Below are 24,132 nucleotides of genomic sequence, written 5' to 3'. Positions count from 1 at the left end.
CGCGGTGCGACGTTCCGGGGCAATCTCCTCGCGGAGCTGACGCGGCTGGAGGACTCGCAGGTCGAAGGCTGTTTCCTCGTTGGAGGGATCACCTTCACGAACACCTCGACCAAGCTCGCTCTCGTGACTGGTCGAGTTCTCGACGTGCCGGCTTTCGTCACCGCCGACGACCTCTACGACACTCTCCGCGTCCACATGGAACTTCGGCCCGTCAGTGAGACGAGCTGGGCGACGTACCCCGGCACTTCGGTCTGGGGGCACTGGCTGATGCTGCATCACGACCTCGCCCTCCTCGAGAAGAACATGGCGGAGGAGGTGCCGGGCCTGCACTACACGTCCATCGTCCGTGACGGAGAAGACGCCGCGGTCGCCGTGGCGGTCGGGCTTCACCGGTACCAGCAAGTGGTGCCTCTCACGGCGCAGCCGCTGGGCGTTCCGATCGATCTCGCGCACTCCGTGATGGAATCGCTCGCCGCTCCGGGCGGAGGGTAGTCGGACAACGACGTCCCGGCGGATGCGCCGCGTCAGCTCGCGCCGAGCAACCGCTTCGGAGCGCGCGCCCGCCAGGCCTCGTGCAGCACCTGCTCGAGCTCCTCCGCCGACACCTGCTCCAGCCGCACGATCACGCTCGCGTGCCCGTCGTAGTGCGGAGTCGTCGTGAACGCCTCCGGGTCGCGGTGCAACAGCGCCTCGCGCTCGGCGAGGTCGGCGCACCAGCACAGCAGCTCGCCCGGCCGCTCGAGCAGCCGGGCGAAGACGGTCCGCCCGACGGCCCAGGCGGGCGTCCCGTACGAGGTCCGCTCGTGCACCTCCGGCAGCGCCAGGGCGATCCGGCGGGCGTCGTCCTCGGTGCTCATGCCGTGCCTCCTGCGGATCAGACGCCCGTGCGGGCGCCCTCGCGCAGTCCTTCCTCCTTGGCCTCGCGCACGAGCCGCTCGATGCGGCGGCGCGAGCGGATGCGCCCGGCGAAGAGGGCGAAGAGGATCAGCGCGATGCCGAGCAGGGCCAGCAGCTGCGGCAGCGGGATCGCGGTCACCGAGGACGACTCCGAGACCGGAGCGACCTCGATCTGCTCCTCCGACGGGGTGACGACGGTCGGCGACACGGTGAACTCCACCGGCACCGAGAACAGCGGCCAGACGTCGTCGAGGGCCACCGACACCGCGCGGCGGTCGCCGGGCAGCAGCTCCTGCGCGGTGGCGTCCTCGGGGATGAGCGCCGCGGAGGCGCCCTGCGCGCTGACCGTGCCGTCCAGCAGCAGGCGCACGTTGCCGGTGTTGACCACCTCGGCGTCCACGGTCACGGAGCCGGGACGCAGCGGGTTCCAGGAGAGGCGGTAGTCGCTCTGCACGTTCTCGACCGCGACTCCCGGAGAGACGTCGCCGGACACGCGGGTCATCACGCGGAAGCCGATGCGGCTCTCGACGCCCACGGCGGCACCGCCCGCCTCGGAGCCGACCGAGAGGACGGACGCGGCGATGCCGGCGGCGTGGTCGCCCGGCTCCGCGTCCTCCGGGACCGTCACCGTGAAGGGCACGATCGCCGTGGCGCCGGGGTCGACGGTGACGCTCTCGGGAGCGTCGATCCAGGTGCCGGCCTCGACCGACTCCTCGGAGGAGGAGAGCATGTTGAAGCGGCCGGTGTCGGTGAAGTAGCCGTCGGCCGCGGTGATGCGGAAGGTCACGGGCTGCGTGCTGAGGTTGCTGACCGCGGCCTCCTCCTGCGCCTCGGCGCCGGGATCGAGATCGAGCTCGATCCACGAGCGCTTGTCGGGAGCGCCGTCTGCGGCGGGGCGCATCGCCCACGAGATCTGCCCGGCCGTGTCGTCGGCGAGCGCGGGAGGTGCCGCGGACGCGGCCACCGCGGCGACCGCGAGGGCGAGGAGGGTGCGGAGGGCGGCTCGCGGCCGGCGGGAGGATCGTCGCTGATCGGTCATGAGGTGTCCAGGATGCCACGGTCGGGGAAAGGGCGACGCGGCCGAGCAGTGGCTGCTCGACCGCGTCGAAGGGTGCGGGAGGCCGGAGCCCCCCGGCGTCACTCGAAGAGCGACAGGGTGAGGGTCGACGAGTAGTCGCCGGCCTCGACCGTGGGGGCGGTCCTCAGGAAGAGGTCCGCGTTCGCGGTGAAGGGGCCGGTGGGAGCGACCTCGGCCGACTGGTTGGTGAGGGCCAGGAGCTCCTGGTCGACGAGGCCGACGGCGTCGTCACCCTCGTCGATGATCGTCTCGACGCGGTCGCCCTCGGCTACCAGACCGGTGTCGCCGCCCTCGATCACGCGAGGCTGCCAGCCGAGGTTGCCGGCGGGGATGACGTCTCCGGCGGTGTTGGTGAAGTCGGACGCGGATCCGACGACGTACCAGCCGGCCTCGGCGGGGATGTCCTCGGGGTCGCGGGTGTCGGCGACGGTCACGGTGGGCAGGGTGCCCGTGAACTGGCGGATGACGGACGTCGAGCCCTCCTCGGTCAGCTCGGTGGAGTCGCCGGCGACGGTCATCGACAGCGTGCCGCCTCCGGGCAGCTCGGTGATCTCGACGTTGACGTCGACGTCGTTGGAGTCGAGCTCGGCGGCCATCGCGGTGCCGGCGACGCCGAGGAGGAGGAAGCCGCCGGCGAGGCCGGCCACTCCGCGGGAGACGATCGTTCGGGTGTTCATTGCGGGTGTTCTCCGTTCTCCGCGGCGGCGCCGTCGCCGCCGCGGTTCTGTGTGTCGGATGGTAACCGAGGTCAGCCGCAGCTGATCGCGGAGGTGGGGGTCGTGGTGGTCGCCGTCGCGGGACGGTTCGCCACGAAGGCGGTCGAGGTCGTGGTGACCTCGCCGGCGGCGATGCTCGCCGTGCGGGCGGTGAAGGCCGCGGTCACCGTCTTGCCGGCGCCGACCTCTGCGAAGGTCTTCGAGCCGGCGGACGAGGTGACCGTCATCTTGACCGGGAAGGCGTTCGGGTTCTTCGCGGTGACCGTGATCACCGGCTTGCCGGCGACGCAGCGGGTGCTGGTCGTGGTGGTCGCGCCGACGATACCGGTCGTCCCGGCCACCGCGGCGGTCTGCGCCGTCGCCGTGGCGGGGGACCATCCGGGCTTCGTCGCCGACACCGTCACCGAGACCACCGTGCCGCGGTCGGCCGCGGTCAGGACGTACGTCGACGCGGTCGCGCCGGCGATGTCCACTCCGCCGCGCTTCCACTGGTACGCCGTGGCGGTCCAGGGAGTCGAGGCGGTCGCGGTCAGCGTCGTGCCGACCGTCGCCGCACCGGTGATCGTCGCACGCAGCGGCGCCGGGTCGGTGATGGTCTGCGGTGCGACGCTCTCGAGGGTCGGGACGACCTTCTGCATGAGCCCGGTCGCCGAGTCGAAGGTGACGCGGTCGATCGTGGTCTCGCGGTGCTGGCCGTCTCCACCGGGCATCGCGAACCGGTGGTACGCGATGTACCAGTCGTCGGTGCCGGGGACGTTGACGATCGAGTTGTGGCCGGTCGCGAGGATCCCCAGCGACGGGTTCTTCTCGAGGAGGACGCCGCGGTAGGTCCACGGGCCGTCGACGCTGGTCGAGGTGGCGTAGCCGACCTTGTAGTTCTCGGAGCCGGTGTCGTCGATCGAGTACGTCAGGTGGTACAGCCCCTGGCGGTAGTTGACGAAGCTGCCCTCGCGGTAGTCGGTCAGTCCGCTCATCCGCTTGATGGTGCCGGCCTTGATCGAGAGCATGTCGTCGGACAGCTCGCCGTAGACGGGCGCCCCGTTGCCCCAGAAGAGGTAGCTCTTGCCGGTGGCGGGGTCGGTGAACGCGGCCGGGTCGATGGCCTGACCCGAGGTGACGGATTCGCCGTTGGTGATCATCGCGGTCGGCTGCGCCGTGAACGGACCGGCGGGGCTGTCGGCGACGGCCACTCCGATCGTCTTGCGGTCCAGCGAGGCGTTGTGGCCCGAGAAGTAGAAGTAGTACTTCCCGCCCTTCTCGATGATCGTCGGCGCCCACGCGTTGCCGGTCGCCCAGGGGACGTTCCCGTTCTGGCCGTCGAGGGTGAGGATCGGCTGCGCCGAGCGCGTCCAGTCGACGAGGTTCTTGGAGGACCAGACGTAGAACGTCTTGCCGCCCCAGCCCGGGAACCCGTCGGACGTCGCGTAGATGTAGAAGGTGTCGCCGAACGCGACGATGTTCGGGTCGGCGTAGAGACCGGGGATCACCGGGCTCTTCATCTCGACGGCCTTCATCGTCCAGGTGGCGGTGGCTCCACCCGCTGCCGTGAGCGTGTACGTGACCGGCGTACGCAGGTCCCGGACGGTGCCGGAGGCGGGGGAGGAGGTCGTGCCGGTCGCCGTGGCGAACACGGGGGCCAGCTTCGAGCGGTCGGTGCCGGGCTTCACCGCGAAGGTGACGGTGCGGGCGGTCGAGTCGACGAGCGGAGCGACCTTCAGCACGTCGGGTGCGGTGAGCGTGACTCCGGCGATCTGGTCGGCCGACCCGGAGCGGGTCAGCACCTCGCTCTCGCTGAGAGCGCGGTTCCAGAGCGCGAACTCGCGGTACTCGCCCTTGAACAGCTTGTCGCCGCCGTACAGCGAGCGGCCGAGGTAGTTGGCCGCGGTGCGTCCGCCACCCAGGTCGGCCGGCGTCGTGGTGACTCCGGTCTTCGTGGCGACCTTCGCGCCGTTCAGGTAGATCGTCGCGGTGCCGCCCGAGAGCGTGTAGGTGAGCTTCGCCCACTGGCCGCGGGGGAGGTTCGATCCGGTCCCGGCGGTCTGCTCGGTCTGCCAGTTCCCGGAGGCGATGCTCGTGCGGTACGAGTCGCCAGTGGTGAACAGGTAGCCGTTGCCGGCGTTGTTCGACGAGTTGCCGAGTCCGTAGAGGAAGTACGGCGTGCCCTGGGTCGGGTCGATCTTGACCTCGGCCTCGACGGTGATGTCCTCGACTCCGGTCAGCACGTCGTCCGGCAGGTCGACGTGGTCGTCGGTGCCGTCGAACGCGAGGGCGCCGGACTGCCAGGTGGCGCCGCCGACGATCGTCGCGTCGCGGTCGTTGCCCGACACGTCCTCGAGCGTCGTGCCCGAGCCGTTGTCGAAGGAGTAGCGCAGGATCTCACCGGCGGCGTTCGCGGTCACCGGAGTCGGGCCGGCCGGCTCGGCGGCGCGCAAGGCGGCGAGCTCGGTGGCGGTCACCGGGAGGACCGTGCCGTGGCGCGGGCTCGCGGGGAGGTCGTAGTTCGAGGCGACCTGCCAGTTCGGCGCGTTGAGGTCGGCCGTCTTCAGCGGGATGTAGCCGCGTCCGCCGTACTCGTCGACGAAGAGGTAGTTCGTCTGGCCGTTCACGTCGCCCGGGTTCGCGGCGAAGGCGGTGGGGCCCTCGACGGCGCCGGTTCCGGCGTCGCGGCCGATGCAGCTGTCGACGGTGGTCCAGCCGGTCAGCGGCGCGCGGAGCTGCGTCGACTTCTCCTGGATGATGTCGGAGCAGCCGGTGCCGCTCGCGCCCTCGTCCTTCGTGAAGCGGTGGAAGGTGCCGTTCTGCTCGATCACGGTGGAGTCGATGCGCGAGGTGTCCTGCCAGACCTGCGGAGTGGAGAACGTCGTGAAGTCGCGGGTGGTGGCGTACATCATCACGTTGTTCACGTTGCCGGTGTGGTTCGGGTCGTTCTCGGCGTAGAGCTTCGAGGCCCAGTAGACGACGTAGGCGCCGATGCTGGCGTCCCAGTGCGCCTCGGGCGCCCAGGTGTTGCCGGCGGTCTCGGGCGAGACCAGCACGTGGCGCTGCTCGGACCAGTTCACGAGGTCGTGCGACTCCCAGACCTCGAGGTAGCGGCTGCCCTGGCGCTGCGAGCGGTCCCAGTTCCCGTCGCGTCCGATGGAGAGGTCGGTGGCGATCAGGTAGAACGTGTCGCCCTCGGGGGAGCGGATGAGGAACGGGTCGCGCAGGCCCTTCTCGCCGAAGGTCGAGGTCAGCACGGGCTGACCGCCGTTGAGCTCGTCCCAGGCGAGGGCGTTGTTGCCCTTGCTCGCGGCCAGGAAGATGTTCTCGCCCTCGATGCTGTTGCCGGTGAAGTAGGCGAACGCGTAGCCCTCGAGCGGAGCGAGCTGCTTCGCGGCGCGCACGGTGGCGACGAGCTCGCGAGTGGCGGTGGCGGAGTTCTTGGTCACGGTGGCGCGGAGCGTCACGGTGCGGTCGGCGGACTGGCGCGTGACGACTCCGGCGGTCGAGACGACCGCGGGGTCGCTGGAGGTCCAGCTGATCGAGGTGCCGGCGGGAGCCGCGGGGATCGTGATGTTGCCGCGGACATCGGTGAGGTCCGGGATCGAGAGGCCGGCGGCGGCCGCGTCGACGATCTGCTGGTCGCCGGCCATCGAGAGGACCGTGGCGGTGAAGGCCTTGGTGCGGGTCTCGGAGCCGCTCGTGATCGTGGCGGTGAGCGTGACGGTCGCGTTGCCGGCCGACGCGGCGGGCCGCGTGACGACTCCGCTGGTCGAGATCGTCTGCGGAGCGCTCGAGGCCCACGTGATCGCGGAGCCGTTGGCACCGGTCGCGGGCAGCGCGAGGTTCGCTTGGACGGCCGAGAGGTCGCCGAGCGACAGCGCGGACGCGTCGCGGGTGGCCTTCGTCGCCGCGGTCGGCTGCAGGGCGGTCACCTCGGCGGCCGTGAGCGCGTTGTCGTAGATGCGGAAGTCGCGCACGCTGCCGGCGAGCGTCTTGTCGGCGGCGTAGTTGGAGCGGCCGATGAAGTTGGAGGTGGTGGTGCCGCCGCCGATCGCGGAGGGTTTCGTGGTGACGCCGGTCTGCACCGCGACCTGGGTGCCGTCGAGGTAGAGGCGGGCGGTGTCGCTCGCGTCGTCCAGCGTGTAGGTGAGGGTCTTCCAGACACCGCGGGGGAGCGGGGACGTGGTCTCGGCGTTCTGCTCGCCCTGCCAGTTGCTGGGCGTGATCGTCGTGCGGTAGCGGTTGTCGGCGAGGGTGGCGAGGTAGCCGGCGCCGGAGTTGCTGGTCGCGGCGGTGCCGAGTCCGTAGACGAAGTAGTTGCCGGACTGCTCGGGCCGCACCAGCACCTCGGTGCTCACGGTGATCGAGTTCAGCCCGGCGAGGATGTTGTCGGGCAGCTTCACGGCGTCGTCGGTGCCGTCGAGGACGACGCCCGCGTCGCCGCCGGTCTTCGCACCTCCGACGAGCGTGCCGTTGCGGTTCTTCCCCGAGCTGTCGACAGCGACAGTGCCGCTGGTCTCGTTCAGCTGGTAGCGCAGCACGAGGTTCTCGGGGTTCGCGGCGGCCTGGGCCGGCATCGCGGAGAGGAGGGGGAGGGCCAACGCCGCGGCTGTCGCCAGGACGAGGGGTCGTAGGTAGGGCTTCATCGCGCTTGCTCCTGGATCGGCACCATTGCTGAGGGAGGGGGGTGCCGAGACTCTCGGCGTGTTCACGGTAACACGATGTTCACGTCAACGTGAAGGGCTCCGGCGGTATCGATCGCACTCGATCACCGGATGCTCGAACGGCACCCCCGCGCCCGGGCAGGGGCGCGGAGGTGCCGTCGCAGCGAGCGTCGGAGGGGCGCCCGCTAGGTCCTGCTGCGCGACATGACCGCGCGCTGCAGGAGGACGAAGACGAGCAGGATGCCGCCGGTGATGATCGTGGTGGCCTCCGGGGGGATGCCGCCGTCGCGGGTGATCAGCACGTTCATCAGGCCCAGGACCAGGGCGCCGACGACCGAGCCGAGCACGAAGCCCACCCCGCCGGTGAGCAGCGTGCCGCCGATGACGGTCGCCGCGATCGCGTCGAGCTCCCATCCGGTGCCCGTGATGTTCTGCGCGCTGCCGAGGCGGGCCGTGTAGACGACGCCGGCCAGACCGGCGAGCGTGCCGCTGATCACGTAGATGAAGAGCTTCGTCCGGAGCACCGGGAGGCCCATCAGGGCCGCCGACTGCTCGGAGCCGCCCATCGCATAGACCGTGCGGCCGATGCGGGTGCGGTGCAGGACGAAGAACGCTCCGGCGACCACGAGCAGGGCGATGATCACGCCGGGGCTGATCACGAAGTCGTTGACCTTCGGGCCGTCGATCAGCTTGATCGGCGTCGCGAGCGAGGTGACCGCCGAGTCCTCGGGGAGGCGCTCGGGCACCGTGCTCAGCATCGAGGCGAGGCCCCGGGCGAGGAACATCATGGCGAGCGTCGCGATGAACGGCTGCACGTCGAAGTACTGGATGAGGATGCCCGAGATCAGGCCGAAGGCCGATCCGATGACGACCATCAGGACCATGACGAGCCAGGGGTTCCAGCCCGCGTTGATCAGCAGCACGCCGCTGACGCTGCTGAAGGCGATCACCGCGCCGACCGAGAGGTCGATGCCGCCGGTCAGGATCACGAAGGTGAGCCCGACGGCCAGGATGATCAGGTGCGCGTTGTTGACCAGGAGGTTCGACAGCGTGCTGGCCTGCAGGATCCGGCCGTAGGCCGCCTCGCCGTAGACGAGCATGCCGACGAAGATCACCAGGGCCGCCACGGTGGGCAGCTTGTCGAGGTGCTGGCTGAAGAAGGAGCGGGCGCTCGTGCGCTCGGAGCTCGCCGGAGGGGCGGAGCGGGTCAGCAGGGCGCTCATGCGGGGATCGCCTCTTTCTGCGGGGCGCGACGACGCGCTTCGCGACGGTGGGAGAAGGCGGAGCGGACGCGCTCGGACTGCAGGAGGCAGAGAGCGACGATCACGATCGCCTTGAAGGCGGGCGTCGCGGAGGAGGAGACGCCGAGGAAGACCACGGTCTTGTCGAGGGTCGCGATCAGGATCGCTCCGACCGCGGCGCCGGCGATGTTGAACTTGCCGCCCGCGAGCGAGGTGCCGCCGATGACGACCGCGAGGATCGCGTCGAGCTCGAGCTGGTACCCGGTGCGGGAGGTGTCGACGGTCATGACGCTCGCGGTGGCGAAGACGCCCGCGACTCCGGCCAGCACGCCGCTGCTGATGTAGGCGGTGAGGAGGAGGCCGCGGCGGTTGATGCCCGCGAGGCGGGCGGCCTTGGCGTCCATGCCGATGGCCTCGATCATCAGGCCCAGCGCGCTGCGGCGGACCAGGAGGCCGACCGCGACGACGATCGCGATGGCGAGGAGGAAGACGACCGGGAGGCCGAAGACGTAGCCGTTGGCGAGCCAGCGGAACGGCTCGTTGGTGGCGGCCGTGTTCTGGCCGCCGGTGATCACCTTCGCGAGTCCGCGGCCGGCGAGCATGACGACGAGGGTGCTGATGAAGGGCTGCAGGCCCACCACCGACACGAGCACGCCGTTGACCGCTCCGAGCACCGCGCTGACCAGCAGGGCGAGGCCGAAGGCGGCCGCGGCGGCGCCGAGGGAGTCGGGAGCGCCCTGGGCGTTCAGGAACTCCATCGAGACGGCGCCGGCGACGACCATGATCGAGCCGACCGAGAGGTCGATTCCTCCGGTCGCCACGACGAGGCACATGCCGACGGCGATCATCAGGATCGGAGCCGCTGCGCGCGCGATGTCGATCACGTTGCCGACGAGGTAGCCGGTCGTCGGGCTCATGGAGACCGAGAGGTATCCGGGGTCCTTGACCACGTTGATCAGCAGGAGGAGGACGATCGCGACCGCTCCCCAGAACCACTGCCGCCGGATCAGGCCGGTGAGGAGCGAGGTCCTCCCGGTTCGGGTGTCGCTGCTCATGATGCGGCCTCCTGCGTGGCGCCTTCGAGGACGACGACGTCCTCGTCGACGACTCCCTCTGCGGCGATGGTAGTGACGATGGACTCCGCTGTCACCGCGGGTCCGTTGAGGATCTCGGCGATGACGCGGTGGTCCTTGAGCACGATGATGCGATCGCTGAGGCGGACCACCTCGTCGAGCTCGGACGAGATGAAGATCACGGCGACGCCTTCGCCGGCGAGGGCGACGACCTTCTCCTGGATCTCGGCCTTCGCGCCGACGTCGATGCCGCGGGTGGGCTCGTCGAGGATCAGGATCTCGGGGTGCGTGGCGAGCCAGCGGCCCAGGAGGACCTTCTGCTGGTTGCCTCCGGAGAGCTTGCTGATCGGGCGGTCCGGGTCGGCGGGGCGCACGTTGAGCTCGACGAGGTACTTGTCGACGATCTCGTCCTTCTCCTTCTTGGAGAGGGGGCGGGCCCAGCCGCGCTTGGCCTGCACCGCGAGGATCAGGTTCTCGCGGATGGAGAGGTCGCGGATGATGCCCTCGTCGCGGCGGTTCTCGCTCGCGAAGGCGATCTTGTGCGCGAGCCCGGCGGTGGGCGTGGGCACGTCGACCTTCTTGCCGTGCAGCGTGATCTCGCCCGTCTCGGGCTTGTCGACGCCGTAGATCAGGCGGGCCAGCTCGGTGCGGCCGGAGCCCAGGAGGCCGGCGAAGCCGACGACCTCACCGCGGTGCAGCGTGATGTCGGTGGGCTCGATCGAGCCCTTCCGGCCGAGGCCCTTGGCCGAGTAGAGCGGCGCGTCGCGGTAGAGGTGGTCGCTGTTCTCCCGCTCGGAGTCGAGGGAGCGCAGCGCCGCGATGTCCTTGCCGATCATCTTCGAGATGAGCGAGGTGCGGTCCAGGTCGGGAGTGAGGTACTCGCCGATGTACGTGCCGTTGCGCAGCACCGTGAGCCGGTCGCTGATCGCGTAGACCTGGTCGAGGAAGTGCGAGACGAAGAGGATCGCGACGCCCTCCGCGCGCAGCCGCCGGATGACGACGAAGAGGTTCTCGACCTCGTTCGCGTCCAGGCTCGAGGTCGGCTCGTCGAGGATCAGGACCTTCGAGTCGCTCACCGTCGAGCGGCTGATCGCGACCAGCTGCTGCATCGCGATCGAGAGCGACGAGAGCGACTGGCGGGTGTTGAGGTGGTCGAGCCCGAGCTTGGCCAGGGCGACCTTGGCCGCCGCGTGGGTGGCCTTCCAGTTGATGCCGAAGGGGCCGCGGACCTCGTAGCCGAGCATCACGTTCTCGCCGATGGAGAGGTTCGTGACCAGGTTCACCTCCTGGTACACGGTGGAGATGCCGGCTGCCTGCGCATCGGCGGTGCCGGAGAGGCGCTTGGGCGAGCCCGCGACGAGGATCTCTCCGCTGTCGATGCGGTAGACGCCGGTCAGGGCCTTGATGAGCGTGGACTTGCCGGCGCCGTTCTCGCCCATGAGCGTGTGGACCTCGCCCGGGAAGAGGCGGAAGTCGACGCCGTCGAGCGCTTTGACACCGGGGAAGCTGATCGAGATGTTCTTCATCTCGACGATCGGAGGCGAAGCTGTCATGTCGCGTCCTTCCGTTCTCGAGCGGGGCGGACCGGAGCGGTGACGCCGAGGGACGGAGACGCGGGGCCCGGAGATCGTCCGGGCCCCGCGTCGTCCGCAGGGGTGGGCGTGAGCCCTGGTGGTGCTGCCTCCCGGGAGGCGCCGACCTGCGACGCCTCCCGGTGGGTCCGATCAGACGGTTCCGACTGGACCGTTCCGACTAGAACTTGCGGTCGGGGAGGACCTCGGCGGCCACCTCGGGCGAGTCGAAGGTCTCGCTCGGGACGACGATCGAGGACTCGACGGTCTCGCCGGCGAGCGTCTTCTCGACGGCGTCGAGGGCGGTCTCGCCGAACAGCGGGTTGTACTCGGCGACGAAGCTGAGTTCACCGTCGGCGAGGGCCTGCAGCGCGTTCTTGGTGCCGTCGATCGTGGCGATCTTGACGTCGGTGCCGGGGGTGAGGCCGGCTTCCTGGACGGCCTGGACGGCTCCGAGGCCCATCTCGTCGTTCTGGGCGAAGACGAGCTGGACGTCGTTGTTGTTCGACTTCAGCACGGTCTCGAAGACGCTCTTCGCCTCTTCGGTCGACCAGTTGGCGGTCTGCGCGCCGAGCTTGGTGAACTTGGAGTCGGCTCCGATGACCTCGTCCCAGCCCTCGTTGCGCTCGTTGACGACCGAGACGCCCGCGGGGCCCTCGAGCGTGAAGTAGTTCGCTCCGTCGGGGAAGGTCGACAGCGCCCAGTCGGCGACCGAGGTGCTGACCGCGATGTTGTCGGGCGCGATGCGGGTGACGTAGAGGTCGGTGTTGTCCGGCTCGATGCCGCGGTCGATCAGGATGACCGGGATCTCGGCCTCCTGCGCGCGCTCGAGCGAGTCCTCCCAGCCGGAGCCCTCGGTGGCCGAGAGCAGGATGATGTCGACGCCCTCGTCGACGAACGAGGTGAAGGAGTCGATCTGCGACTTCTGGTCGCCGTTCGTGGCGGGGGCGTACTTGAGCTCGTAGCCGGCCTCCTCGGTGAACGTGTCCTCGATGTTGGTCTCGTTCGCCTGGCGCCACGCGCCCTCGGGGCCGACGGCCACGAATCCGATGGTGGTCAGGTCGCCCTCGCCGCCGGCGCCTGCTTCCGAGTCGCCTCCGGAGCAGCCTGCGAGGCCGAAGGCCATCGCTCCGACCGCTGCGAAACCCAGGAACTGGCCGATACGCCTCTTCGTGGACATGTGTCTCCTCCTTGAGACCGCGGGCGCGCTGAGGAGCGCCCGGGATGGGGTGGGTCCGAAGACCCGGGGAATGGGGCCCAGGGGCCCTGAGATGCGGTGATTGCAGTGCTCGTGGACACGACGGGAGCGCGTCCTGTTCCGAATGTTACCGTGAACAATCTTGGCGGTGCAATGACCGGTTTATAACGGGTAAGTGTCGTCCTCGTCGACGTCCGGATCCGCGTCCGCGGCGATCATCTCGACGATCGTGTCGACCGTCAGCCACGGGCCGTTGCTGACCTCGCCGATCTTCTCGCGGTCCTTGAACACGACGATGCGGTCGCTGAGGCGCACCACCTCCTCGAGCTCCGAGGAGATGTAGACCACCGAGACGCCCTCCTTGGCGAGCTGCGAGACGTGCGCCTGGATCTCGACCTTCGCGGCCACGTCGATCCCGCGGGCCGGCTCGTCGAGCACGAGCAGCCGGGGGCGGGTCGCGAGCCAGCGCGCGAGCACGACCTTCTGCTGGTTGCCGCCCGAGAGGTACTTCACGGGGATGTCCGGGTCGGCCGGAGTGATGTTCAGCGCCTCGATGTACGTGGAGACCAGGTCGTCGGCCTCGGCCGCCGAGAGCGGGTGCGCCCAGCCGCGCAGCGCCTGGAGGCCCAGCACGAGGTTGTCGCGGAGGGAGAGGTCGCCGATGATCCCGTCCTCGCGGCGGTTCTCGCTCGAGTGCGCGATCCGGTTCCGCAGGCCCGAGCCCGGGTCGGTGATCTGCGCGGGCTCGCCGTCGATCAGCACGCGGCCCGAGTCGGCGCGATCCACGCCGCTCAGGAGGGAGGCCAGCTCGGTGCGCCCGGAGCCGCGCAGACCCGCGAAGCCCACGATCTCGCCGCGGTGCAGCTCCAGGTCGGTCGGGGCGACGGCTCCGCGCCGGCCGAGGCCGAACGCCCGGTAGATCGGGGGCCCGGTGGGCTGGCGGCGGTGCTCGCGGCGGTCCGAGCCGATCTGCCGCAGCGCGTCGATGTCCTTGCCGATCATCTTCGCGATCAGCTCCGCGCGGTCCATGCTCCGGGCGGGGTACTCGCCGACGGTGCCGCCGTCGCGCAGCACCGTGAGGCGGTCGCTGAGGGTCAGGACCTGCTCGAGGAAGTGCGAGACGAAGAGGATCGCGACGCCGGAGTCGCGCAGCCGCCGCAGCACGGCGAAGAGGCGGGCGACGTCGCCGAGGTCGAGGCTCGACGTGGGCTCGTCCAGCACGAGCACGCGCGGATGATCGACCATCGCGCGGCTGATCGCGACCAGCTGGCGGATCGCCGGAGAGAGCGAGCGCAGCGGCAGGCGCGGATCGAGGTCGCCCAGACCGAGCTCGCCGAGCATCTCGGCCGCGCGCTGATGGGTGCGCGACCACGAGATGCCGAAGCGTCCGCGGACCTCCTGCCCGAGCATCATGTTCTCGCCGATGCTGAGGTTGTCGGTCAGCCGCTCGTCCTGGAACACGGCCGAGATGCCGGCGGACTTGGCGTCGGCGGGCCCCGAGAAGCTGCGCTCCACGCCGTCCACGGTGATCACTCCGGCGTCGGGGCGGTGGATGCCGGTGAGCGTCTTGATCAGCGTCGACTTGCCCGCGCCGTTCTCGCCCATCAGGCCGTGGATCTCACCGGGGAACAGGCGGAAGCCGACGTCCTCGAGGGCGCGGCCCGAGGCGAACGAGACCGTGATGCCCGTCATCTCGACGACGGGGACGGCGGAGCGCTCCGTCGTCCTCGACTGAACTGCCACGTGCCGCCCTCGGTTCGTGTCGCGCGCGAGCAGATGTCTCACGCCAATGGGTGCCGCCGATGATACGCGAGCGCGGGGGCCGGGAAGGTCCCGGAAGGATCACGACCGGGGAGCGGCCGTCGACTCCCTCACGATCAGCTCCGTGGGGATCCGCGTGCGCTGCGGGATCTCCTGGCCGCGGATCCGTGCGTGGATCACTTCGGCGACGGTCGAGCCGAGCTTGTCGAAGTCCTGCTTCACCGTGGTGAGCGGCGGCAGGAAGTGCCGCGCGGTGGGCAGGTCGTCGAAGCCGATGATGCTCACGTCCTCGGGCACGCGGATGCCGCGCTCGACGAGTCCGTGGATCACTCCGAGCGCCATCTCGTCGTTGGCGACCACCATCGCGGTGAAGTCGGGCACCGAGCGCAGGCTGGTCGCGAAGTCGTAGCCGGAGTCGGGGGTCCAGTCGCCGACCACGATGGGCCGCTCGTGCATGCCCCACGCCTTCGCCCGCGCGTGGAAGGCGCGCTCGCGGGCCCGGGCGTCGAGCCAGTCGAGCGGGCCGGACATGTGGAGCACGTCGCGGTGGCCGAGCGCCGCGAGGTGGTCGACGGCCTGCGCCATGCCCGCCTGCTGGTCGACCGAGACGGTGAGGAAGGTGGGGTCCTTGTCGGACTTGACGACGAGGGTCGGCACTCCGATCTCGACGGTGCGCAGGGTCGCGACCGAGGAGGAGCGCGGGGCGATGACGCAGAGAGCGTCGATCCCGAGGCCCGTGAGGTGGTTGATCGCGTCGACCGGAGTCATGTCGTGGTCGTCGCGCAGGGCGACCGACGTGATCGAGTAGCCCTTCTCGCGGGCCGCGCGCTCGATCGCCCGCAGCGTGCTCGAGGGCCCGAACTCGGCTCCGCTCTCGACCATCACGCCGATGCGGTCGGTGCGCTGCGTGACCAGAGAGCGGGCCGCGATGTTGGGCCGGTAGTTGAGCTCGTCGACCGCCTCGAGGACCCGCTGCCGGGTCGACTCCTTGATGTTGGGATGACCGCTCAGCACGCGGGACACCGTCATGTGCGAGACGCCGGCGACGGCGGCGACGTGCCGCAGATTGGGCCGGTCGGCCATGTGCACCCCCTCCGGTCCCCGGGCGTCGAGGTCGCGAACCCGCGGATCGGCACGGACTCGCCGGTCGTGGGTGGCACAAGCATAGTCAGCCGCTGTGAAGGGGACCGGAGGGGCGGACCCCCTTTCAGGGCGCGCTCTCATGGGACCGGGCCCGGCTTCAGGGGTCGGCGAGGAAGGCGCCGCGCGCCTGCAGCAGCCGGCGGAGGTGCCGGGTCACGACGAGGCGCTCCGCGATGCCGCCGAGCGGGCCGAGCGGAGCCGCGTACTCGAGACGGTCGATCATGACGGAGCCGGTGCCGTCGGCCTCGAAGAGGTGCTCGTGCCGGAATCGGGCGAACGGGCCGCGGACCTGCTCGTCGACGAAGCGGTGCGGGGCGTCGAACGCGGTGATCCGGCTGGTGAGGAGGAGCGGCGCACCGAAGTGGCGGGCCCGCCACGTCACCTCCTCGCCGAGACCGATCAGGCCGGTGACGACTCCGGCCACCGCGCGCTCGTCGGCCGCGGACTGCGAGGCGGTGTGCAGGCCGATGTCCCGCGCTCGGTCGAACATCTCGGCGGGAGAGAGGGAGGAGCGGGTCGTGCACTCGATCGAGGCGGTCACGGGGACGATCCTCGCGCAGGCAGGAGGGGTGCGGGGACGCGGTCGTCGGCGAGGGGAGTCGCGTCGCCGGCGGAGCCCGGCCTACCGCTCGCGGTGCTCGTCTGAGAGGCTCGCCCGATGACCGACGATGCTCCCGCCCCGCCCCGGTTCGCCGATCCTCGCCGCACCGGTGCGCTGATCGGGCTGGCCGGAGCCGCGGTGTTCGTCTTCTCGTACACGTCCTCCGGCGCTGCGGCGCTGGTGGTCAGGGTCGGGGCCGTTGCGCTGATCGCGGCAACGCTCTGGTTCCTGTTCGTCCGGCCGCGCGGCCTCGGCCGCTTCGCACCTCCGACACGAGTGGGCATCGCCGTCTACCTCGCCTGCGTCGTCGGCGAGCTGGCGCTCATCGCGGTCGGCACGCGGCTGCTGGAGGAGACGGGTGCCGGTTCGCTGCGGCCCGCCCTCATCGCGCTGGTCGTGGGTCTGCACTTCCTGCCCTTCTCGTGGGCGTTCCACGAGAAGATGTTCGCGCTGCTGGGCGGGCTGCTGGTCGTGCTCGGCGGGATCGGGCTGCTGACGGGTGCGGCGGAGGCGATGGCGGTGGCGTCCGGAGTCGTGATGGCGGCGCTGCTGCTCGGGTACAGCCTCGGGGCGTTCGCGCGGCGCGGGTGAGGGGGTGCTCGGCTGGCTCGCTGAGCCGCTGGCTCGCTGAGCCGCTGAGCCGCTGAGCCGCTGAGCCGCTGAGCGAAGAGGGGTGGGGCCGACCCTGGACGACCCCACCCGTGAGGACGGCGGGGGAAGAGCGGCGTACCCGAAACGCCTGCTCGACCCGGGGGCCGTCCCGCTCCCTGCGACGCGGTGTTCCGCGGTCGCCGGGTTCCGGATCGAGACGGGTCCGGGTCTCGTGACTCCGACGAGTGTGGCGCACGACGGTTCCGGTGTCCAACCGGCTCGGCCGCGGGTCGTGTCCGATCCGTCGCGAACGGCCGCACGGCCGAGCGAGGGGCGGCCGTTCTCGCCGGATGGGTGGCGCTCGTCGTCGATCCGTCGAGGAGGGCCGTCGGGAAGCGTCAGAGGCGGGAGGCGAAGACGACGAGGTTGTCCTCGTAGCGGCCGATGGCCGTGTCGTAGTCGCCGGCGCAGGTGACGAGCACGACCTCGTCCTCGAGGGTGCCTCCGAAGACGGCGGCGGTGGGGAAGGCGGCCTTCGGGTGCGCCTCGGTCGCGGTCACCCGGTAGCGGTGCAGCGAGCCGTCGACTCCGGTGAGCTCGATCTCGTCGTCGACGCCGAGCTCGCCCAGGCGGAAGAAGACGGCCGGGCCCGAGCGGGAGTCGACGTGCGCGGCGATCACCGTGCGGCCGGTCCCGCCCGGACGGCCACCGCCCGAGAACCAGCCGACGTCGTCGTAGTCGACGGGCACCTCCATCGTCCCGTCCGCCGCGATCCCCAGCGGGATCAGCGCCTCGTCGAGGCCCATCGCGGGCACGGAGAGGCGCGCGGGCTCGACGCCGACGCCCAGGACGGGGGTCGGGGCGGCCGTGACCGGAGCGGGCGCCACCGGCGCCGAGTCCGTCGGGGGCGGTGTCGCCGGGGAAGACGGGGTCGGCGTGGTCGCCGTCGGAGCGGCCGCCGCCGGCTCTGTCGTCGCGCGCGGGGACGCGACCGCGGGAGGCGCCGCTCCCGCCGCCTCGGACGCGGGAGGCGCGGACGCGGCGCACCCGCTGAGGAGCAGCGCCGCGCAGAGGACCGCACCGCTCCTCAGTCGAGTGCCCACAGTCAGGAGGCGGTGCGTCGGCGGGCGACGACGACCCCGAGAGCGCCGAGCGCGGCGAGGGCGCCGATGCCCGCGACTCCGATCACTCCGGCGTCGGGGCCGGCCGCGGTCGCGCCGCCACCGGTCTGCAGGCCGCCGACGGGCACCTGCGAGAGCTGGCCGCGCACGACTCCGGCGGCGAAGGACGCGGTGTGCGCGTCACCGGTGAAGCCGGCGGGGTCGGCCTCGAGCGCCTTCAGCGAGAAGCCGGCGCCGGTGTCGGCGCCGTTCGCCTGCACGCCCGTCGTGAACGGGCCCTGCAGGCAGCCCGAGCTGGTGCGCGGTCCGTCGCCCACCGGCGAGGGGTTCGGGAACGCGATCCGCGGGGGGCCGGACTTCCCGAGCGCGGCCTGGTGGATGTGCGTCGCGGTCTTGGCCGGGCTCTGGTACTCGCCGGTGACGCCGGTCAGGGTGATGTCGTAGCAGATGATCTCGAGGTCGCTGTTGACCCGGAAGGTCATCTCGCCGGCGGCTCCCGCCTCGCCGGGGGTCGCCACGGAGTCGGCGTTGACGACCTGGTCGGGCGTGGCCATGACGGTGAACGCGCTGGTGAAGCTCGACGGCGCGGCCACCTCGGTCTCGGCGTGGGCGGGCGCGGCGGCGAGGAGTGAGGCGGCGGTGACGGCGGTGATGCCGCCCAGGGCGAGCAGGCGGTTCCGGGTGGCGGACGTCTTCGTCATGGTGGAGCCTTTCGTTCGCGGGCGACCGGGTGGGCCCGATGCAGGGGTGTACGGACGCGGGGTGCTGCGCGTTCATCCGCTTCTGAGAAGTTCTTCATAGACTCGGGATCCGCCTCCGGATGAACGGAGCGTCCCGCGCGGACGTACTCCTCTCGACGGGCCGATCGGCCCACGATCGGGGAGGTGCCGATGACGGCGACGGCGACGCGACGACGGGAGGAGCCCGCGGTGACGAGGCTCCCTCGCGACCCCGCCCCGGTCTCTCCGCTGCATCCCGGGGCCGGCTTCGACCTCGCAGCCGCGTACGACGAGCACGGCGCTGCCCTGCTCGGCTTCGCGGTGAACGCGCTGCGCGACCGCCAGCTCGCGGAGGACTGCGTGCAGGAGACGTTCCTCCGCGCGTGGCGGTCGCGCGCCGGCTACTCCGCCGAGCGGGCGAGCCTGCGCACCTGGCTGTTCGCGATCGCCCGCAACGTCGTGATCGACGTGCACCGATCGCTGCAGCGCCTGCCCCGCCTCGTCGACGCGGAGGTCCTCGAGGAGGTCCCGGGCGACGAGCGCGACCCCCTCGAACCGCTCGCGATGGCGGAGGCGCTCGCGCGGCTCACGGAGCAGCACCGCGCCGTCGTGGTCGCGATCCACCTCCGCGGCGAGAGCTACTCCGATCTCTCGCAGGCCACCGGTGTGCCGGTCGCGACGCTGCGCACCCGCGCTTTCTACGCTCTCCGAGCACTCCGCACCCACCTCGCGGAGGCCGACCCCACCGACCAGGAGCGACCATGACAGGCACCGAGCACCCCGGCGGACGCCGCGAGGAGCTGATCGCCGCGGCTCTGGCCGGCGAGCTCTCGTCCGAGGAGGCGGTCGAGTTCGACCGTCTGCGCGCCGAGGACCCGACCGTCGACCGCGAGCTGGCGGCGTTCAGCGTCGTCGTCGACCGCCTCGGGGCTCTCGGCGGGTGGGAGGACGGCGAGGCGTCGGCCGCGCTCCGCTCGCGCGTGCTGCGCATCGAGGAGGAGGAGGAGGCTCCCGCGCGGCCTCGGCGCGGTCGCCTCGCGCTCGCCGTCGGAGCGGTCGCGGCGTCGGTCGCCGTCGGCGCGCTCGGCGCGACACTGCTCCAGGGCACGGGCGAGCAGCCCGTCGCCGGACCGCCGGGAACCCTCGGCGCCGTCGAGACGATCGCCTTCGAGGAGTCGACGGCGGTCGACGTCGAGGGCTCCGTCATCGCGCACACCTGGGGGACCGAGACGGTGCTGAGGGCGAGCGGCTTCGCGGTGGGCGAGAGCTACGACCTGGTGCTGGTCACCGAGTCGGGGGAGCGCCTGCCGTCGGGCTCGTTCCTGGGCAGTGCGGTCGAGATCGACTGCGAGATGAACGCGGCCGTGCCGCGCGAGTCGGTGGCCGCCGTCGAGATCGTCGCGGCCGGCGGCGACGTCGTGGCCAGCGCGGAGCTGCCCGTCGTCGAGAGATGATCCGCCCGGACGAGTGCGAGTCGAGTTGCCCGCAAAGGTCCGTTCTTGTAAGCGAGAACGAGCCTTCTCGGGCAACTCGCGAGGGCGGGACGCTCATCGGGGGCTCAGAGGATTCCGAAAGGGTCGGGAGAAGCGGGCTGCCTACGGTCGTCCCATGATGACCACGGACCCCACCCCGCGCCCGCGACGATCGAGACTCCTGCTGGGGACGAGCATGCTCCTCGTGAGCGGGCTCCTCCTGGCCGGCTGCGCGACGCAGAACACGAGTGCCGCCCCTTCTTCTTCATCTACTACTTCCTCTCTGGCCGCCTCCACCGTGGCCGACTCGGCGACGCAGGTCACGAGCTCGACCGCCGCCACCACCGCCGAGACGATCGCGGACACGACCGCCGCGGTCGAGGCGTTCCTCGCGACGCTCTCGGACGAGCAGCGTGAAGCGGTCACGTACGACTACGACGACGAGACGAAGACCACGTCGTGGTCGAACTTCCCCGTCACGTTCGTCGAGCGAGCGGGTCTGAACCTCGCCGACCTCACTCCCGAGCAGCAGGTCGCCGCCCTCCAGGTGGTGGAGGCGCTGCTCAGCGACGAGGCGTACGCGACGGCCGCGAGCATCATCGCGGGCGACCAGTACCTCGTCGAGAACAGCAGCACCACGGAGGACTCGCTCGGGCAGTACTACCTCGCGCTCTTCGGCGACGCCTCCGACACGAGCGCCTACGAGGTGCAGTTCGGCGGCCACCACCTCGGCATCAACGCCACCCTCGACGGCGCGGCCGACGCGATCACCTTCGCCCCGACGCACCTCGGCGTGCAGCCCGCCGACTGGATCGCCGCCGACGGCACCGAGGTGCAGGCCTTCGACGGGATCTACACCGACGCCTTCGCGTTCGTCGACTCGCTGACCGCCGAGCAGCAGACGACGCTCACCTCGGGCGACGTCACCATCTGCGCCCCCGGCGACACCTGCGAGTTCGCGACCGGATCGGGCCTCACCGGCGCCGACCTCACCGTCGAGCAGCGCGAGCTGCTGCTCGACCTGATCGCGAACTGGTCGGGCATGGCCGACGAGCAGAGCGCCGCGGCCACCCGCGCCGAGATCGAGGCGACCCTCGACACCACCGTGATCGCCTGGTCCGGAGAGACGACCTACGACATGAGCACGGGCGACGGCATCAGCTTCTCGATCTCCGGCCCGAACGTCTACGTCGGGTTCCAGGCGCAGAACGGCTCCGCGGGCGCGGACGTCGACGGGGTGAGCACCTCGGGCTGGGGCCACGTGCACACGATCTACCGCGACCCGACGGACGACTACGCGGGCAGCGTCGAGCAGCAGGCGGCGACCGGGATGGGCGGCGGGGGCGGCGGCACTCCGCCGTCCGCCTGACCGCGCGCCCCGGATCCGGTCGCGCGGACATCCGGATGCTCACCCCCAGCTCGCGGCGGCCCTCGCGTAGGGTCCCCTGGTGACCAGCACCCGAGCAGCCCGAGCCTGGCGAGCGGCGACGGCCGCGCCGCGCCTCCTCCTCGCCGCGAAGACCGCGCTCGCGGTCGGGATCGCCTGGACCCTCGCGCCGCACGTGCCCGGCGTCGCGGAGGAGTACCCCTACTACGCGCCGCTCGGCGCGCTGGTGAGCATGTACCCGACCCTGATGGGCTCTGCGCGCACGGGCCTTCAGACGCTCGCCGGGCTCGCAGCGGGGATCGCGCTCGCGACTCTCGTCGTCGTGACGGTCGGGCCGACGTGGTGGACGATCCCGATCATCGTCGGGCTCGGCGTGCTCGTCTCGGGCACCGGATGGTTCGGGGCGGGCAAGGAGTACGTGCCGATGGCGGCGCTGTTCGTGCTGATCATCGGAGGAGCGGACGCCGAGGACTACTCGCTCGGCTACCTCGTGCAGATGGCGGTCGGAGTGGTCGTGGGACTCCTCGTGAACCTGATCGTGGTGCCGGGGCTGACCAGCGAGGCGGCGGCGGCCCGGGTCGACGAGTTCCAGGAGCGTCTGGCGGGCGTGCTGCGCGACACGGCCGACGCCCTCGACGAGCCGTGGCCGCCCGAGCACGATTCGTGGGCGAGCACGGGGGAGGAGCTCGCGGCGACCTCGGAGGACGTGCGGCGCACGCTGGTCGAGGCCGACGAGAGCCGCAAGGGCAATCCGCGGGCGCTGCTGCACCGCCGCGACTCCCGCTCCGATCACGACCGGCTGGCCGTGCTCGACACGGTCCTCTTCCACGTGCGCGACGCGACGAGCGCCCTCGCCGACACCCTGTGGGACCGGCCGGGGGCGCTGCGCTTCGACGAGGAGCTGCGCCGCCCGCTCGGCGACGCGCTGCGGACGGTCGCCGCCGCCGTCGACCGCCACGGCGCGGGGACGGCCGAGGCGCACCGACTGCTCGCCGAGGCGACCCGCTCGGTGCGCCTGCTGGTGCAGGCGGTGGACGAGCGGGCGGTGGCGGCGGGCAGCGCACTCGGGCCGGGAGTGCTCGTCACGCTGCACCTGCGCCGGATCGTGGTGCTGCTGGCGCACGGCGCGGGGGAGCGGGACTAGCGGGAGCCCCCTCGACTGCGGGACGCTACTCCGCCCCCTCCCGCAGGAACTCCGAGAACCACCGGCCGCTCGTCTTCACCGTGCGCTGCTGCGTCTCGTAGTCGACGTGCACGATCCCGAAGCGGCGGCTGTAGCCCCACGCCCACTCGAAGTTGTCCATCAGCGACCAGACGAAGTAGCCGCGCAGGGGCAGGCCGTCGGCCACGGCGCCCGCGCACGCCTCGAGGTGGGCGCGCAGGTAGTCGGTGCGCTCCGCATCGTGCACGGTCCCGTCCTCGTCGACGGTGTCGGGATAGGCCGAGCCGTTCTCGGTGATGAAGAGCGGCAGCTCCGGAGCGAGCTCGTGCGCCATCGCGAGGACGTCCTGCAGACCGTCGGGGTGGATCTCCCAGCCCATCTGGGTGCGGGGCGCGTCGGTGCCGGTGAAGACGACGCTCTCGCTGCCGGGGTAGGCCGAGGGCGGTGCGTCCCGATCGACGACGGCCGCGTCGGCCGCGGCGACCGTGTGCCGGCTGTAGTAGTTGATGCCGAGGAAGTCGATCGGAGCCGCGATCGCGGCGAGGTCCTCCTCGGGCGCGTTCTCGGCGAACCACTCCGCCTGGCCCAGATCGTCGAGGACGTCGGCGGGGTACGCGCCGCGCAGCACCGGGTCGAGGAAGAGGCGGTTGCCCAGCCCGTCGATCCGGCGGGCGGCGTCGGCGTCGGCAGCGCTGCCGCTCGCCGGGCGCACCGAGTAGAGGTTCAGCGTGATGCCGACCTCGGCCTCGGGAGCCGCGGCGCGCAGGCGCGGCACGGCGAGACCGTGGCCGAGCAGCAGGTGGTGGGCGGCGCGCGCGGCGCGGCTCCCCTCCTGTCGTCCCGGGGCGTGGTGCCCGCTCGCGTAGCCCAGGAACGACGAGCACCACGGCTCGTTCAGCGTGATCCAGTGCGACACCACGTCGCCGAGCTCCTGAGCGACGAGCTCGGAGTAGTCGGCGAAGCGGAGCGCCGTGTCGCGCTCGAGCCAGCCGCCCCGCTCCTCCAGGGCCTGGGGCAGGTCCCAGTGGTAGAGCGTCGCCCAGGGCGTGATGCCGCGGGCGAGCAGCTTCTCGACCAGGCTCCGGTAGAAGCCGAGCCCGGCGGCCAGGGCGCGCCCCGTGCCGTCGGGCTGGATGCGCGGCCAGGCGATCGAGAACCGGTAGGCGTCGAGGCCCAGGTCGGCCATCAGGGCGACGTCCTCGTCGACGCGGTGGTAGTGGTCGTCGGCCGGCTCGCCGGTGCGGCCGTCGGCGATCGCTCCGGGGCGCTGCACGAAGGCGTCCCAGATGCTCGGGCCCTTGCCGTCCTCGGCGACGGCGCCCTCGATCTGGTACGAGGCGGTCGCGGCGCCCCAGACGAAGTCGGACGGCAGGTCGGAGCGCTGCACCACGTCACGCCTCCTTCGAGGGGGCGAGCCAGTCGCCGTCGCCGTTCTCGCTGAGCGCGATGAGGATGTCGTCGCGCTTGATCCCGAGCGCGGCGAGCCTCTCGACGACGAGCGCGGCCCCGCGCTGCTTCACCTCGGGGCTGTAGCCGGTGTACACGAGGATCTGGACGAAGACGATGTCGCTGCGGTCGGCGTCCGGGAACGTCCGGCTGTAGAAGAGGTCGCCCTGCTCGTGCAGGCGGAAGATCTGGAAGAGGTCGTCGGCGGGCATCTCCCAGCCCTCGACGAGCGCGCTGTGCACGGCCTCGCTCATGGCGGGCCGGAGGTCGGCCAGGTGGTCGTGCATGTCGATGCGGACGAGAGGCATG

Annotated in this window: 21 protein-coding genes; 6 read left to right on the top strand and 15 right to left on the bottom strand. The window is 71.3% G+C overall.

From position 1 onward, the window contains the following. The first annotated feature begins 144 nt into the window (after positions 1–144). Positions 145–492, top strand: coding sequence for a hypothetical protein (locus tag LRG51_RS09715; RefSeq protein WP_230672479.1), 348 nt, complete (start codon positions 145–147; stop codon positions 490–492). A gap of 32 nt (positions 493–524) precedes the next feature. Here LRG51_RS09715 and LRG51_RS09710 read toward each other — a convergent pair whose 3' ends face one another. The 11 genes from LRG51_RS09710 to LRG51_RS09660 form a co-directional block, all read right to left on the bottom strand. Continuing rightward, on the bottom strand, positions 525–857 hold the full coding sequence (locus LRG51_RS09710; protein WP_230672478.1) for an MmcQ/YjbR family DNA-binding protein: 333 nt from the start codon (positions 855–857) through the stop codon (positions 525–527). A 17-nt stretch (positions 858–874) separates the two neighbouring features. Next, positions 875–1,936, bottom strand: coding sequence for a WxL protein peptidoglycan domain-containing protein (locus LRG51_RS09705; RefSeq protein WP_230672477.1), 1,062 nt, complete (start codon positions 1,934–1,936; stop codon positions 875–877). A 98-nt stretch (positions 1,937–2,034) separates the two neighbouring features. Further along, a complete protein-coding gene (locus LRG51_RS09700; protein ID WP_055785604.1) occupies positions 2,035–2,652 on the bottom strand; it encodes a hypothetical protein in 618 nt (205 codons plus the stop codon). A gap of 71 nt (positions 2,653–2,723) precedes the next feature. Continuing rightward, positions 2,724–7,319 (bottom strand): family 43 glycosylhydrolase, encoded by a 4,596-nt coding sequence (locus LRG51_RS09695; protein WP_230672476.1) that lies wholly within the window; start codon positions 7,317–7,319, stop codon positions 2,724–2,726. 203 nt (positions 7,320–7,522) lie between these two features. Then, positions 7,523–8,560 carry an ABC transporter permease subunit gene (locus tag LRG51_RS09690; protein WP_055785612.1) on the bottom strand — a complete coding sequence of 346 codons (1,038 nt, stop codon included), beginning with the start codon at positions 8,558–8,560 and terminating at the stop codon, positions 7,523–7,525. Further along, a complete protein-coding gene (locus tag LRG51_RS09685; RefSeq protein WP_055785615.1) occupies positions 8,557–9,633 on the bottom strand; it encodes an ABC transporter permease in 1,077 nt (358 codons plus the stop codon). Before LRG51_RS09685 ends, LRG51_RS09690 begins: the two co-directional genes overlap by 4 nt. Further along, complete coding sequence (locus LRG51_RS09680) at positions 9,630–11,204, bottom strand: sugar ABC transporter ATP-binding protein (protein ID WP_055785620.1); 1,575 nt, start codon at positions 11,202–11,204, stop codon at positions 9,630–9,632. Before LRG51_RS09680 ends, LRG51_RS09685 begins: the two co-directional genes overlap by 4 nt. A 199-nt stretch (positions 11,205–11,403) precedes the next feature. Then, positions 11,404–12,402 carry an ABC transporter substrate-binding protein gene (locus LRG51_RS09675; RefSeq protein WP_170116336.1) on the bottom strand — a complete coding sequence of 333 codons (999 nt, stop codon included), beginning with the start codon at positions 12,400–12,402 and terminating at the stop codon, positions 11,404–11,406. A gap of 180 nt (positions 12,403–12,582) precedes the next feature. Next, on the bottom strand, positions 12,583–14,112 hold the full coding sequence (locus LRG51_RS09670) for a sugar ABC transporter ATP-binding protein (RefSeq protein WP_230673112.1): 1,530 nt from the start codon (positions 14,110–14,112) through the stop codon (positions 12,583–12,585). Between the two features lie 150 nt (positions 14,113–14,262). Then, positions 14,263–15,264, bottom strand: coding sequence for a LacI family DNA-binding transcriptional regulator (locus tag LRG51_RS09665; protein WP_055785626.1), 1,002 nt, complete (start codon positions 15,262–15,264; stop codon positions 14,263–14,265). Positions 15,265–15,421: 157 nt separating this feature from the next. Next, positions 15,422–15,865 (bottom strand): SRPBCC family protein, encoded by a 444-nt coding sequence (locus LRG51_RS09660; protein WP_200930950.1) that lies wholly within the window; start codon positions 15,863–15,865, stop codon positions 15,422–15,424. A gap of 117 nt (positions 15,866–15,982) precedes the next feature. On the opposite strand from LRG51_RS09660, the gene LRG51_RS09655 reads away from it, so the two are divergent. Further along, positions 15,983–16,516 (top strand): DUF7010 family protein, encoded by a 534-nt coding sequence (locus tag LRG51_RS09655; RefSeq protein ID WP_055785628.1) that lies wholly within the window; start codon positions 15,983–15,985, stop codon positions 16,514–16,516. Between the two features lie 398 nt (positions 16,517–16,914). On the opposite strand, the gene LRG51_RS09650 is transcribed toward LRG51_RS09655, so the two are convergent. Together LRG51_RS09650 and LRG51_RS09645 are read right to left on the bottom strand one after the other, a co-directional pair. After that, a complete protein-coding gene (locus tag LRG51_RS09650) occupies positions 16,915–17,403 on the bottom strand; it encodes a class F sortase (RefSeq protein ID WP_230672475.1) in 489 nt (162 codons plus the stop codon). A gap of 218 nt (positions 17,404–17,621) precedes the next feature. Beyond that, positions 17,622–18,338, bottom strand: coding sequence for a CHRD domain-containing protein (locus tag LRG51_RS09645; RefSeq protein WP_055785632.1), 717 nt, complete (start codon positions 18,336–18,338; stop codon positions 17,622–17,624). A 228-nt stretch (positions 18,339–18,566) separates the two neighbouring features. Here LRG51_RS09645 and LRG51_RS09640 point away from each other — a divergent pair, with 228 nt between their 5' ends. The 4 genes from LRG51_RS09640 to LRG51_RS09625 all read left to right on the top strand — a co-directional run bounded on the left by LRG51_RS09640 (position 18,567) and on the right by LRG51_RS09625 (position 22,359). Then, positions 18,567–19,121, top strand: a complete 555-nt coding sequence (locus LRG51_RS09640; protein WP_230672473.1) for a sigma-70 family RNA polymerase sigma factor — start codon at positions 18,567–18,569, stop codon at positions 19,119–19,121. Further along, positions 19,118–19,810: a hypothetical protein gene (locus LRG51_RS09635; protein ID WP_230672471.1), complete on the top strand. Its 693-nt coding sequence runs from the start codon at positions 19,118–19,120 to the stop codon at positions 19,808–19,810. Before LRG51_RS09640 ends, LRG51_RS09635 begins: the two co-directional genes overlap by 4 nt. A 154-nt stretch (positions 19,811–19,964) precedes the next feature. Further along, a complete protein-coding gene (locus LRG51_RS09630) occupies positions 19,965–21,197 on the top strand; it encodes a DUF3500 domain-containing protein (protein ID WP_230672469.1) in 1,233 nt (410 codons plus the stop codon). 79 nt (positions 21,198–21,276) lie between these two features. Continuing rightward, a complete protein-coding gene (locus tag LRG51_RS09625; RefSeq protein WP_230672468.1) occupies positions 21,277–22,359 on the top strand; it encodes an aromatic acid exporter family protein in 1,083 nt (360 codons plus the stop codon). A 25-nt stretch (positions 22,360–22,384) separates the two neighbouring features. Here the strand turns inward: LRG51_RS09625 and LRG51_RS09620 are convergent, their stop codons facing one another. Together LRG51_RS09620 and LRG51_RS09615 are read right to left on the bottom strand one after the other, a co-directional pair. Then, entirely contained in the window at positions 22,385–23,767 is a 1,383-nt protein-coding gene (locus LRG51_RS09620; protein WP_230672466.1) for a GH1 family beta-glucosidase, read from the bottom strand. A gap of 1 nt (position 23,768) precedes the next feature. Beyond that, positions 23,769–24,131 carry a tautomerase family protein gene (locus LRG51_RS09615; protein ID WP_055785648.1) on the bottom strand — a complete coding sequence of 121 codons (363 nt, stop codon included), beginning with the start codon at positions 24,129–24,131 and terminating at the stop codon, positions 23,769–23,771. Between the last annotated feature and the right edge of the window lies 1 nt (position 24,132).

Source organism: Rathayibacter sp. Leaf248, from assembly GCF_920939495.1.
In the GTDB taxonomy this organism is placed as follows: Bacteria; Actinomycetota; Actinomycetes; order Actinomycetales; family Microbacteriaceae; genus Rathayibacter; species Rathayibacter caricis.
The sequence above is the reverse complement of the archived record's forward strand: the minus strand, read 5'-3'. Positions and strand labels throughout refer to the sequence as shown.